Origin of the sequence: Mycobacterium sp. MYCO198283 (genome assembly GCF_021213805.1) — a bacterium.
Lineage (GTDB): Bacteria > Actinomycetota > Actinomycetes > Mycobacteriales > Mycobacteriaceae > Mycobacterium.
The window spans coordinates 306,630-319,254 of record NZ_JAJQJI010000002.1 but is presented as its reverse complement, the minus strand read 5'-3'; the positions used below and the strand labels follow the sequence as shown (position 1 = coordinate 319,254).

General features: G+C 73.8%; 12 protein-coding genes and 1 pseudogene. 11 read left to right on the top strand and 2 right to left on the bottom strand.

The window, feature by feature from the left end; translation table 11 throughout:
• Position 1: 1 nt before the first annotated feature.
• The 9 genes and pseudogenes from LV457_RS05700 (at position 2) to LV457_RS05660 (ending at position 7,341) form a co-directional block, all read left to right on the top strand.
• The gene (locus tag LV457_RS05700) at positions 2-826 is read left to right on the top strand and encodes a sugar phosphate isomerase/epimerase (protein ID WP_232169598.1); all 825 of its coding nucleotides are present in this window, start codon (positions 2-4) and stop codon (positions 824-826) included.
• A complete protein-coding gene (locus LV457_RS05695; protein WP_232169596.1) occupies positions 823-2,028 on the top strand; it encodes a glycosyltransferase family 4 protein in 1,206 nt (401 codons plus the stop codon). Before LV457_RS05700 ends, LV457_RS05695 begins: the two co-directional genes overlap by 4 nt.
• A gap of 14 nt (positions 2,029-2,042) precedes the next feature.
• Positions 2,043-2,723, top strand: a complete 681-nt coding sequence (locus tag LV457_RS05690; RefSeq protein ID WP_232169594.1) for a PIG-L deacetylase family protein — start codon at positions 2,043-2,045, stop codon at positions 2,721-2,723.
• A gap of 152 nt (positions 2,724-2,875) precedes the next feature.
• The gene (gene rplM / locus LV457_RS05685; RefSeq protein WP_232169592.1) at positions 2,876-3,319 is read left to right on the top strand and encodes a 50S ribosomal protein L13; all 444 of its coding nucleotides are present in this window, start codon (positions 2,876-2,878) and stop codon (positions 3,317-3,319) included.
• Positions 3,320-3,337: 18 nt separating this feature from the next.
• A pseudogene (gene rpsI / locus LV457_RS05680) lies at positions 3,338-3,774 on the top strand (30S ribosomal protein S9); the annotation flags it as partial.
• A gap of 94 nt (positions 3,775-3,868) precedes the next feature.
• Positions 3,869-5,203, top strand: a complete 1,335-nt coding sequence (gene glmM / locus LV457_RS05675) for a phosphoglucosamine mutase (protein ID WP_232169588.1) — start codon at positions 3,869-3,871, stop codon at positions 5,201-5,203.
• A 36-nt stretch (positions 5,204-5,239) separates the two neighbouring features.
• Positions 5,240-5,545: a type VII secretion target gene (locus LV457_RS05670; RefSeq protein WP_232169586.1), complete on the top strand. Its 306-nt coding sequence runs from the start codon at positions 5,240-5,242 to the stop codon at positions 5,543-5,545.
• Positions 5,546-5,548: 3 nt separating this feature from the next.
• Positions 5,549-7,141 (top strand): hypothetical protein, encoded by a 1,593-nt coding sequence (locus tag LV457_RS05665; protein ID WP_232169583.1) that lies wholly within the window; start codon positions 5,549-5,551, stop codon positions 7,139-7,141.
• Positions 7,138-7,341, top strand: coding sequence for a hypothetical protein (locus LV457_RS05660; RefSeq protein WP_232169581.1), 204 nt, complete (start codon positions 7,138-7,140; stop codon positions 7,339-7,341). Before LV457_RS05665 ends, LV457_RS05660 begins: the two co-directional genes overlap by 4 nt.
• Here LV457_RS05660 and LV457_RS05655 read toward each other — a convergent pair.
• Together LV457_RS05655 and LV457_RS05650 are read right to left on the bottom strand one after the other, a co-directional pair.
• Positions 7,311-8,348 carry an LLM class F420-dependent oxidoreductase gene (locus LV457_RS05655; RefSeq protein ID WP_232169579.1) on the bottom strand — a complete coding sequence of 346 codons (1,038 nt, stop codon included), beginning with the start codon at positions 8,346-8,348 and terminating at the stop codon, positions 7,311-7,313. The genes LV457_RS05660 and LV457_RS05655 overlap by 31 nt on opposite strands.
• A 43-nt stretch (positions 8,349-8,391) precedes the next feature.
• Positions 8,392-9,234 (bottom strand): dienelactone hydrolase family protein, encoded by an 843-nt coding sequence (locus tag LV457_RS05650; RefSeq protein ID WP_232169576.1) that lies wholly within the window; start codon positions 9,232-9,234, stop codon positions 8,392-8,394.
• A gap of 68 nt (positions 9,235-9,302) precedes the next feature.
• Between LV457_RS05650 and glmS the strand changes: the two genes are divergently transcribed.
• Positions 9,303-11,165, top strand: a complete 1,863-nt coding sequence (gene glmS, locus LV457_RS05645) for a glutamine--fructose-6-phosphate transaminase (isomerizing) (protein WP_232169574.1) — start codon at positions 9,303-9,305, stop codon at positions 11,163-11,165.
• 32 nt (positions 11,166-11,197) lie between these two features.
• Complete coding sequence (locus LV457_RS05640) at positions 11,198-12,610, top strand: NAD(P)H-hydrate dehydratase (protein WP_232169572.1); 1,413 nt, start codon at positions 11,198-11,200, stop codon at positions 12,608-12,610.
• The last annotated feature ends 15 nt before the right edge of the window (positions 12,611-12,625 follow it).

Below are 12,625 nucleotides of genomic sequence, written 5' to 3'. Positions count from 1 at the left end.
CGTGCGCTACGCCTACAACACCAACGGCGCCGCGAACCACCGGCTCGACGACGCGATCCGGCTGATCGCCGACGCCGGCTACGACGGCGTCGCGCTCACCCTCGATCACCACCACCTCGACCCGCTGGCCGACGGTTGGCGGCGGGAGGCGGAACGCGTTGCGGCGCTGCTGGATTCGCTGTCGCTGGGCAGCGTCGTCGAGACCGGCGCGCGGTACCTGCTCGATCCGCGCGACAAGCACCAGCCGACGCTCGTCAGCGCCGAGCCGGCCGGTCGCGCCCGTCGCGTCGACTTCCTGCGCCGCGCGGTCGACGTCGCGGCGGTGCTGGGCTCCGAGACCGTCAGCTGCTGGGCGGGCGTGCCCAAACCGGGCGTCGACCGCGACGCCGCGTTCGGCTGGCTCGACGCCGGGCTCGCGCAGGTGTGCGCGTACGCCGACAGCGCGGGCGTGTCGGTGAGTTTCGAGCCGGAACCCGGCATGCTCGTCGAGACCGTCGGCGACTACGAACGCCTCGCCGCGCGGCACCCGAGCCTGCGGCTGGCGCTCGACACCGGTCACTGCCTGGTCACCCAGGACGTCTCACCGCACGACGCCGTCCGCCGCTGCGCCGGGGCGCTCGGCAGCGTCGCGATCGAGGACATGCGCCGCGGCGACCACACCCACCTGCCGTTCGGTGAGGGCGACATGGACGTTCCCGCGGTGCTGGCGGCGCTGCGCGACGTCGAGTGGCGGGGCCTGGTGTGCGTCGAGCTGTCGCGGGAGAGTCCGCGGGCGCACCAGGCGATCCCCGAGGCGATCGACTACCTCAAGGCGGCGCAGCGATGAGGGTCTGCTTCGTCTCGCGGCGCTTCTTCCCGGCGATCTCCGGCATGTCGATCTACGCGATCAACCTGCTCCGCGAGCTGGTCGCGGCCGGCCACGACGTCACCATGATCAGCCAGTTCTACGGCGACCCCGCCCGCCGCGCCGTCTACGGCGGCGGACCGCCGCCGCCGGTGCCCGGCGTAAAGGTGATCGGCTTGGAGGCGGTGGGTGAGCAGGACGGCGGCGACTTCGAACGCGACGTCGAGACCATGGCCGCCACGATCGCGGCCGAGCACCGGCACCGGCCGTTCGACGTGCTGCACGCGCAGTACGGCTACCCGACCGGCTGGGCCACGCTGATCGCCGCCCGGCGGCTGGGCGTGCCGTGCGTGGTGTCCGTCCAGGGCGGCGACGGGCACTGGGTGGGGTCGTGCTGCGAGACGCACAGGTTGGCGATGGTCCGGGTGCTCGACGGCGCCGACGCGCTGCTCATCGGCGGCCGCAGCTTCGCCGAGGAGGTCCGCGACCGGCTCGGCACGCCCGTCGAGCGGTTCACGATCGTGCCGGGCGCCGTCGACACCACCCGCTTCACCCCGGGCCCGCCGGCCGAGGGCCCGGTGCGGCTGCTCTACCACGGCCGCGTCGACCGCCGCAAAGGCGTGCTGGACATGCTGCGGGCGCTGCCGGCCGTGGCGGGGGAGTGGGTGGCGACGGTCTCCGGCATCGGCCCCGACGTCGCGGCCGCCCACGCGCTGGCCGCCGAACTGCAGCTCGGCGACCGGGTGACGTTCACCGGCTATGCCGACTACGACGCCGTCCCCGACCTCTACCGCGCGCACGACGTGTTCGTGTCGCCCACCTACGCCGAGGGGTTCTCGAACACCATCCTCGAGGCGATGGCGAGCCGGCACGCCGTCGCCGCCTGCCGGTCGGTCGGTGTCGTCGACTGCCTGCGCGACGGGGAGAACGGCCTGCTCACCGAGCCCGGCGACGTGCCCGCGCTGGCCGGTGCGCTGTCCCGGCTGGTCACCGACGCGGGCCTGCGCGACAAGCTCGCCGACGCCGCGCTGGCCGAATGCCGCCGGGTGTACAGCTGGACCGCCGTCGGCCGGCAGATCAGGGGGGTCTACGACCAGGTGCGGTCCCGGCCCGTCGGCGCCGCCGTCGCCGAGGACCTGCCCGTCGCGCCGTGCCGGTTCCGCGCCGAACCGCACCTGCTGTGACCGCCATGCACGTCATGGCCGTGTCGCCACACCTCGACGACGCCGCGTTCTCCGCCGGCGGCACCCTGGCCCGCCACGCCCGGCTCGGCGACCGCGTCACCGTCGTCACCTGCTTCACCGGCAACGTCGAGCAGCCGCGGGGCTTCGCGCTGGCCTGCCAGCTCGACAAGGGCCTCGGGCCCGACGTCGACTACATGGCGCTGCGGCGGGCCGAGGACGAGCGCGCGTGGGCCGTCATCGACGCCGACGTCGAACACCTGCAGTTCCTCGAGGCGCCGCACCGCGGGTACGGCGGCGCGCCCGAGCTCTTCGGCGACCGGCTGCCCGGGGACGACGCGGTCGAGCACCTGGTGCCCGTCCTGTCCCGGCTGGTCGCCACCGCCGACCTGGTGCTCGGCCCGCTGGGCATCGGCGGGCACGTGGACCACCTGGTGGTCCGCGAGGCGCTGCAACGGGTGGTCCCCGACGGGCGGCTGCTGCTCTGGGAGGACTGGCCGTACTCCGACCGCACGTCGGACGCGCCGGCCGACGCCGACGTCGTCGTCAACCTCGACGCCGCGCTCCTCGAGGCCCGGATCGCGATGTGCGCGGCGTACCAGAGCCAGCTCGGATTCCAGTTCGGCGGCGAGGCGGTGATGGCCCTGCGGCTCAAGGCGAAGAAGCGCGAACGGTTTCACCGGCCGGACGCGTTTTGACCTGCGCGGACGTCCGCCGGTAAAGTCGGCCGTCGGCGTGCGTCGACGTATGCCGGTTCCGGGTCACCGTCGGTCGCCGGGATCCGGCGAGACCACGTCTTGACCGGCACCCGGTCCCCGGGATCCATCCGAGAAGCAAGAAGGTAGTCGCTGTGCCCACATACACGCCGAAGGCGGGTGACACCACGCGGACGTGGCACGTCATCGACGCCACGGACGTCGTGCTCGGCCGGCTCGCCGTCGAAGCAGCCAAACTGCTCCGCGGCAAGCACAAGCCGACGTTCACCCCCAACGTCGACGGCGGTGACTTCGTCATCGTCGTCAACGCCGACAAGGTCGCCATCGGTGGCGACAAGCTGCAGAAGAAGTTCATCTACCGCCACTCGGGTTATCCCGGCGGCCTGCGGGCCCGCTCGGTGGGTGACGAGATGGCCCGCCACGCCGACCGCGTGGTGGAGAAGGCGATCGTCGGCATGCTGCCGAAGAACCGCCTCGGCCGGCAGATCCAGAAGAACCTCCGGGTCTACGTCGGGCCGGATCATCCGCACGCCGCGCAGCAGCCGGTGGCCTACGAGATCAAGCAGGTGGCCCAGTGACCGACACCTTCGAACCGGCCGAGACCGTCTACGCCGACGAGCCGGCCAACCCGGACGCCTACGTCGTCGACCGCCCCATCCAGACCGTCGGCCGCCGCAAGGAGGCCGTCGTCCGCGTCCGCCTGGTGCCCGGCACCGGCCAGTTCCACCTGGACGGCCGCACGCTGGAGAACTACTTCCCGAACAAGGTCCACCAGCAGCTCATCAAGGCGCCGTTCGTCACGGTCGACCGGCTGGACCAGTTCGACGTCTACGCCCACCTCGACGGCGGCGGCCCGTCCGGGCAGGCCGGCGCGCTGCGGCTCGCGATCGCCCGGGCGCTCATCCTGGTCAACCCCGACGATCGCCCCGCGCTGAAGAAGGCCGGGTTCCTCACCCGCGACCCGCGTGCCATCGAGCGCAAGAAGTACGGCCTGAAGAAGGCCCGCAAGGCGCCGCAGTACAGCAAGCGCTGATCGGAGTGCTCCGCGGCGGCGTGGCGGTGCCCCACACCGCCCGCCGCCGTGGACACTGTTTTCTGCCCGGGCGCAGTGGGGGAGGTTTGTCGGCATGGGTCGACTGTTCGGCACCGACGGGGTGCGTGGGGTCGCCAACCGGGAGCTCACCGCGGAACTCGCGCTCGCGCTGGGCTCCGCCACCGCGCGGCTGGGCACCGCGACGCCCGGTCGGCGCCGGGTGGCCGTCGTCGGCCGTGATCCGCGGGCCAGCGGCGAGATGCTCGAAGCCGCCGTCATCGCCGGGCTCACCAGCGAAGGTGTCGACACCCTCCGCGTCGGGGTGCTGCCCACGCCCGCGGTGGCCTACCTGACGTCCGCCTACGACGCCGACTTCGGCGTCATGATCTCGGCGTCCCACAACCCGATGCCCGACAACGGCATCAAGATCTTCGGCGCGGGCGGGCACAAGCTCGACGACGCCACCGAGGACCGCATCGAAGAACTGCTGGCGCGCGGTCCCGGCAGCCGGCCGACCGGCGCCGCCATCGGCCGCGTGGTCGACGCCGACGACGCGCTCGACCGCTATCTCCGCCACATCGCCAAGGCCGTCACCGCCCCGCTCGACGCGCTGACCGTCGTGGTGGACTGTGCCCACGGCGCGGCGTCGACTGCGGCGCCCCGCGCCTACGCGGCCGCGGGCGCGCGGGTCATCGCGTTGAACGCCGACCCCGACGGCCGCAACATCAACGACCGCTGCGGGTCCACTCACATGGCGGGCCTGCAGGCGGCCGTCCGCGCGCACGGCGCCGACCTCGGGCTGGCGCACGACGGGGACGCCGACCGCTGCCTGGCCGTCGACGCCGACGGCCGGATCGTCGACGGCGACGCCATCCTGGTGGTGCTCGCGCAAGCCATGCAGGAGGCGGGCGAGCTGGCGTCGAACACCGTGGTGGCGACCGTCATGAGCAACCTCGGCCTGCACCACGCCATGAGCGCCGCCGGGATCACCGTCCGCACCACCGCCGTCGGCGACCGCTACGTGCTCGAAGAGCTGCGCGCCGGCGAGTACACCCTCGGCGGCGAGCAGTCCGGCCACATCGTGCTGCCCGCGCTGGGCACCACCGGCGACGGCATCGTCACCGGGCTGCGGCTGATGTCGCGGATGGCGCAGACCGGCCTGCCGCTGGCACACCTCGCGTCCGCGATGACGACCCTGCCCCAGGTGCTCATCAACGTCGAGGTGGCCGACAAGGCGACGGTTGCGCGGGCGCCGTCGGTGCGCGAAGCGGTCGAGACCGCCCAACGCGAACTCGGCGACACCGGCCGGATCCTGCTGCGGCCGTCGGGAACCGAGCAGCTGGTGCGCGTCATGGTCGAGGCCGCCGACGAGGACACCGCCCGCCAGCTCGCGGTGCGCGTCGCCAACTCGGTCAGCGCCCAGCGCTGACGGAACCGTCGCGGGACCGGTCGCGTCCCACCCACCATGGGGAACCCACCGACCGCCCGCGTGGACGTCGCCGGCCTGCAGGCCGCCGCTGACCGATTCGAGCGCTCAGCCGCCGACGTCGAGGCCGTGCTCAGCGGCCCACTGCAGAAGCTCGGTTTCGACGGCGCCTGCGCGGGCCGGATGTACGTCGCCAAGGGCGACGCGCTGCGCAACGCGCTGCAGCACCTGACCGGTGAGGTGGCCGCCTGGTCGCGCGCCAGTGCGGAAGTGGCCGCCGCCCTGCGCAGCGGTGCCCGGCGCTACGCCGACGCCGACGCCCGCAACGCCGCCGGGCTGGGCTGAGCGGTGGCCGACGCGCTGGATGTCGCGGGGCGCCTCGCCGAGGGGCGCCCGGCCGTCGACCACACCCAGACCTACGTCGCCGCCAGCCAGCGCATCGGCTACCGGCACGCCGACCTGACCACCAATCCCGCGCAGCTGCGGGATTGGTACGACAGCGAGGACCGCCTGGACCTTCGCGTGCTCGACGGCGACTGCGCGGCGCTGCGGGACGCGGCGACGGCGCTCGACGCGTCGTTGCAGGTGCAGCGCGAGCAGCTCGATGCCGTCGCGAAGGCCTGGCAGGGCGGCGGCGCCGACGCCGCGGCCGAGTTCCTGCGCCGGCACTGCGACGCCGCCGCGGCCACCACCGAGAACGTGCGGCGGGCCGCCGACACCGTGGCGACGCTGCGCGACGCGCTGTGGCGGATCGTCGACGGCAAGGTGACCGCCGTCGTCGGCATCGACGACCGCCGGGCGGCCGAGCGCAACGCCTGGCTGGCGGCGGCGACCTCGGTGCTGACCGGCGCGGGCGACCAGCAGGTTGCGCACGAGACCGTCGAGCAGCACATCAAGCCCTACGTCGACGCCGACGTGCGCAACGACTGGCTGCGGGTGATGCGCGAGACCTTGTCCACCGTCGGCCAGTCGTACGACGCCACGACACAAGGCCTGACGTCGCGGCCGCCCGTCGCGTTCGACGTGCCCGGCGAACTGGGACCAGCACCGGCGCGCGACGCCGCCGCCCCACCGACCGGAGGCGCCTCGGCAGCAGCACCGGGGTCCGGTGGGGGATCGTCGGGCGGCGGCGGATCGGGCGCGCCCGCGGCGTCTGCCGCGCCGCCGCCCGCCATGTCGCCGGCCGCAGCGCCGGCGGTCGCCATGTCGCCGGCCGCAGCGCCGCCGGGCGCTGCCCCGATGTCGGCGCCGCTGCCGACCGGAAGCGGTCAGCCCGCCGGCGCCATGACCGCTCCGCCGCTGCCCGCCGCCCCGGCGATGGCTCCGGCCGGCGCCGACGGCATGGGCGGTGCGCTCGGCGGGTTGTCGGGCTTCGCAGGTCAGCTGCGCGACGCCCTGGGCGGCCTGCTGACCGCGCCCGCGTCGGCGCTCGGTGGGTCGCCCGGCGGCGGGCTGCCCGGGCTGGGCGACGACCCGCGCACCGGCGCTTCGAGCCTCGGCCACCCGGACGGCGGCCCGGGCGATCCGCAGGCGGGCATCGACGACGCCCCGGCGGCGGCCGGCGACGCGCCGGACGACGATGGCGGGCCGGACGACGATGGCGGGCCGGACGACGACAAGGACCCGGAGGACGACCCGGAGAACAAGGAGTTGGACGGTACGCCAGAGGACCCGGACGGAAAGCCGGAGGACCCGGAGGGCAAGGGCTCGGACGAGCCGGACGACGAGGCGACAGCGGACGCCGCGGGCGGCGAACCCGGGGCCGAGCCCGCCGAGGAGGATGCTTGCCACGACCAGCCCGCCCCGACACCGCCGCCCGCACCCGGCGACGTGCCGCCACCGGGTGCCGACGCCGCCGGCCCACCGCCGGCGCCACCGGCCGACGCTGCGGCGACGCCCTGCGAGATCGCCGCCGACGAGCTGCCGCAGGCCGGACAGTGAGCGACACCGACGCCCGGCTCGCCGACATCCTGGCGCGCTACGAATCGACGCTCGACGCCATCGACACCGCGGCGCCGAGCGCGCCGGCCGCCGACACCGGCGAGCGCACGGTGCTGCGGCCGGCGGACCGGCAGCGCGGCTACCGGCCGCCGACCTTCGGCTCCGACGCTCAGAGCAGCGCGCGCAGCTCCTCGACGTAGGCCAGTTGCTCACGCGGCTCGGCCGCCAGCGGATTGACCAGCAGCGTCGTCACGCCCGCGGCCGCGAACGCCTCGACGCGCTCGGCGATATAGCCGCGCGGGCCGACGAGCGACACGTTGCGCACCAGCTCGTCGGGCACGGCCGCGATCGCCTCGGCCTTCCGACCGGCCAGGAACAGCTCCTGGATCCGGTCGGCCACCTCGCCGAAGCCGTAGCGCGTCGCGAGCGCGTGGTAGAAGTTCTTGCCCTTGGCGCCCATGCCGCCGATGTAGAGCGCCAGCTGCGGCTTGACCCACGCCAGCCGATCGTCGACGTCGTCCCCGATGCCCAGCGCGACACCCACCATCACGTCCAGCGGCCCCAGAGCCGGATCGCGCTTGGCCAGCCCGGCGCGCAGCGCGTCGCCCCACACCTCGTCGGCGCGCTCGGGATCGAAGAAGATCGGCTGCCAGCCCTCGGCGATCTCGGCGGTCAGCGTCACGTTCTTGGGCCCCAGCGCCGCGATGGACACCGGGATGCGGTCGCGCACCGGATGGTTGATCAGCTGCAGTGGTTTCCCGAGCCCGGTGCCGCGATCGGGCGGCAGCGGAAGCTGGTAGTAGCGGCCGTCGAAGACGACGCGCTCGCGCCGCCACACCTGCCGGCAGATCTCCACCACCTCGCGGGTGCGGCCCAGTGGTGCGTCGAACGGCACGCCGTGGAAGCCCTCGATCACCTGCGGACCGGACGTGCCGATGCCCAGCCGGAACCGGCCGTCGGACACGAAGTCGAGGCCGGCCGCCGTCATCGCCAGCAGCGACGGCGTGCGGGTGTAGATCGGGAAGACGCCCGACCCGAGCTCGATTCGCGACGTCTTGGCGGCGAGATAGCCGAGCAGGCTCACGGCGTCATAGGAGTACGCCTCCGGCACGAGCGCGATGTCCGCACCGGCCTGTTCCATGGCGACCACCTGCTCGACGCCTTCGAAGAACCCGCCGGAGTAGTTGAGCATGACGCCGGTACGCATCACCGAGTTATACACCCAACCGGTTGGTTGGCCGCTCGGCGGGTCACGGCTTCAGCAGTGCGACGACCTTGTCCTCCAGCGCCACCGGATCCGCCGCCGGATCCGCGGGCTGGGTCTTGGGCAGTGAGGCCTCGGGGTCGGCGAAGTCCGCATAGGTCTTGTCGCCGGCGAGCTCGGCCAGCAGGTAGCCGGTGAGCAGCGCGCGCACCAACTTCTGCGTGCGCTTGTCGGCGCCCGGCAGGCCGAGCGCGCGGGCCAGCCGGCGGCCCTCGACCAGGCCGTCGCCCTTGGCCTTCTTGCTGATCCGCAGCGCCGCGCCGTCCCAGGCCCGGGCCAGCTCGACGGCGTTGGATCGCAGCGTGATCGGCTCGCCGGGGGAGCTGAGGATCAGGCCCGAGCCGGTGAGCGTGGCGGCGGGCGCTTCGGCCGGCGGCGTTGTGACGCTCGGGAAGAGCGCCGCCACCGCCTTGGCCCGGCCGCCCAGCCCGGCCGCGGCGAACACCGCCGCCGACCCGCCGAAGCCGTGCCCGGCGACGCCGAGCTTCTTCGGGTGCACGCTGATCTCGCCGGCACCCAGCCGGACCCGCGACACGATGTCCAAGGTGGCGCCCAGGTCGGTCGCGAAGTCCAGGACCGACGGCGCGAGCCCCCGCTCGGTGTCGGGGGCCGCCGCGACGATGCCCCACGACGCCAGGTGCTCGAGCGTGCCGGCGTAACGGTCGGCGCGGGTGAGCCAGTCGTGGCCGAACGCCACCGCCGGGAGGTTGAGGCCGGTCGCCGGGGTGAAGACGATCCCCGGCAGACCGGCAAAGGCCAGGTCACCACGCAGCACGCGGTGCGGGCCGCGACGGGTCAGGGCGCCGAAGAGCTTCTTCGTCTTGGCCATGTGTCGACGGTAACCCACACCCTCAGCGCGGGACGGGCGGACCACACGCTGCCGTACCCTGGTCAGCTATGTGCGGAATCGTCGGGTACGTGGGACGACGGCCGGCCTGCGATGTCGTGGTCGAGGCGCTGCGGCGGATGGAGTACCGCGGCTACGACTCGGCCGGCATCGCGCTGCTCGACGGCCACGGTGGCCTGACGGTACAGCGCAAGGCGGGCCGGCTCGCCAACCTCGACGCCGTGCTCGCCGACTGCCAGGCCGGCAGCCTGGCCGGCACCAGCGGCGTCGGCCACACCCGCTGGGCCACCCACGGCGCGCCGACCGACCGCAACGCCCATCCGCACTGCGACCCGAGCGGCAAGTTCGCCGTCGTCCACAACGGCATCATCGAGAACTTCGCGGCGCTGCGGCACGAGTTGGAGGCCGGCGGCGTCGAGTTCGCCAGCGACACCGACACCGAGGTCGCCGTGCACCTGGTGGCCCGCGAGTTCCGCGCCGGCGAGCAGGCCGGCGACTTCGTCGGGTCGGTGCTGGCCGTGCTGCGCCGGCTGGAGGGCCACTTCACGCTGGTGTTCGCCCACGCCGACGACCCGGGCACCATCGTCGCCGCCCGCCGCTCCACCCCGCTCGTCGTGGGCGTCGGCGACGGCGAGATGTTCGTCGGCTCCGACGTCGCGGCGTTCATCGAGTTCACCCGCGACGCCGTGGAGCTGGGCCAGGACCAGGCGGTCGTCATCACGGCCGACGGCTACCGCGTCACCGACTTCACCGGGGCCGACGCGCCGTCCCGCGCGTTCCACATCGACTGGGACCTGTCGGCCGCCGAGAAGGGCGGCTATGACTACTTCATGCTCAAGGAGATCGCCGAGCAGCCCGCGGCCGTCTCCGACACGCTGCTCGGACACTTCGTCGACGGGCGCATCGTGCTCGACGAGCAGCGGCTCTCCGACCAGGAGCTCCGCGAGGTCGACAAGGTGTTCGTGGTGGCCTGCGGCACGGCCTATCACTCCGGGCTGCTCGCCAAGTACGCCATCGAGCACTGGACGCGGCTGCCCGTCGAGGTCGAGCTGGCCAGCGAGTTCCGCTACCGCGACCCCGTGCTCGACCGCAGCACCCTGGTGGTCGCCATCTCGCAGTCCGGCGAGACCGCCGACACGCTCGAGGCGGTGCGGCACGCCAAGGAGCAGAAGGCCAAGGTGCTGGCGATCTGCAACACCAACGGTAGCCAGATTCCCCGCGAGGCCGATGCAGTGCTCTACACCCGCGCCGGGCCGGAGATCGGTGTCGCCGCGACGAAGACGTTCCTCGCCCAGATCGCGGCGAACTACCTCGTCGGCCTGGCGTTGGCGCAGGCGCGCGGCACCAAGTACCCCGACGAGGTGGCCCGCGAGTACGCCGACCTGGAGGCCATGCCGGCGCTCGTGGAACGCGTGCTCGCCGGCATGGAGCCAGTCGCCGAGATCGCGCGGCGGTTCGCGAGGTCGCAGACGGTGCTGTTCCTCGGCCGCCACGTCGGCTACCCAGTGGCGCTGGAGGGCGCACTCAAGCTCAAGGAGCTGGCGTACATGCACGCCGAGGGGTTCGCGGCCGGCGAGCTCAAGCACGGCCCGATCGCGCTGATCGACACCGACCTGCCGGTGATCGTCGTGATGCCGTCGCCGAAGAACGCGATGACGCTGCACGCCAAGCTGCTGTCCAACATCCGCGAGATCCAGGCGCGCGGTGCGGTCACCATCGTCATCGCCGAAGAGGGCGACGACACCGTGCGGCCCTACGCCGACTACCTGTTCGAGATCCCGGCGACCTCGACGCTGTACCAGCCGCTGTTGTCGACGATCCCGCTGCAGGTGTTCGCCGCGTCGGTGGCGCAGGCCCGCGGCTACGACGTCGACAAGCCCCGCAACCTCGCGAAGTCGGTCACCGTCGAATAGCGACCAGCCGGCCGTCGCTAGTGTTAAAGCCGATGCGGCACTACTACTCCGCCGACGCCATCCGCGCCGCCGAGGAGCCCCTGCTGGCGAGCCTGCCCGACGGCGCGCTGATGCGGCGGGCGGCCTACGGGCTCGCGACGGCGATCGGCCGCGAACTGCGGTCGCGCACCGGCGGATTGGCCGGCCGGCGGGTGTGCGCAGTGGTCGGCTCCGGGGACAACGGCGGTGACGCGCTCTGGGCGGCGACGTTCCTGCGTCGCCGCGGGGTGTCGGCCAGCGCCGTCGTGCTCAACCCGGATCGGGTGCACGCCGCCGGGCTGGCGGCGTTCCGGCGCGCCGGCGGCAAGGTCGTCGACACCGTGCCGGCGGCGACCGATCTGGTGATCGACGGCGTGGTGGGCCTGTCGGGTTCCGGGCCGCTGCGGCCCGCGGCCGCCGAGGTGTTCGCCGTGGCGACGGCACCGGTGGTGGCCGTCGACATTCCCAGCGGCGTGGACGTCGCGACCGGCGTGGCGCACGACCCGTCGGTACAGGCGGCGCTCACGGTCACGTTCGGCGGGCTCAAACCCGTTCACGCGCTCGGCGACTGCGGCCGCGTCGAGCTGGTCGACATCGGGCTCGACCTGGCGCCCAGCGACCTCCGCGGCATCGAGGCCGCCGACGCCGCCGCGCGGTGGCCGAAGCCGGGCCGCACCGACGACAAGTACAGCCAGGGCGTCACCGGCGTGCTGGCCGGCTCCACGGCCTATCCCGGTGCGGCGATCCTCGCGACCGGCGCCGCCGTCGCCGCTACCGCCGGCATGGTGCGGTTCGCCGGCAGCGCGGCCGCCGAGGTGGTGTCCCACTGGCCCGAGGTGGTGGCCACACCGGACTTCCGCTCGGCCGGGCGCGTGCAGGCCTGGGCCGTCGGTCCGGGACTTGGCACCGACGACGCGGGCGCCGCCGCGCTAATCTTCGCCTTGGAGACCGAGCTGCCGGTGGTGGTCGACGCCGACGGGCTGACCATCCTGGCCGCGCACCCCGAGCTGCTGGACGGGCGGCAGGCGCCGACGGTGTTGACGCCGCACGCCGGCGAATACGCCCGGCTGGCCGGCCGCGACGTCGGCGAGGACCGCGTCGGCGCCGCCCGCGCGCTCGCCGACCGGCTCGGCGCCACGGTGCTGCTCAAGGGCAACGTCACCGTCATCGCCGAACCGGGCGGTGTCACCTACCTCAACGTGGCCGGGCAGGCGTGGGCTGCGACGGCCGGCTCCGGCGACGTGCTGACCGGGATCATCGGTGCGCTGCTCGCGGCGGGGTTGCCGCCGGGCGAGGCGGCCGCGGTGGCGGCGTTCGTCCACGCCCGCGCCGCGGGGCTGGCGGCCGACGATCCGGGGCCCGCGCCGGCGCCGATCTCGGCGACCGCCATCCTGCGCCACATCCGCACCGCGGTCGCCGCGCTCTGAGATCGGTGACGTCGC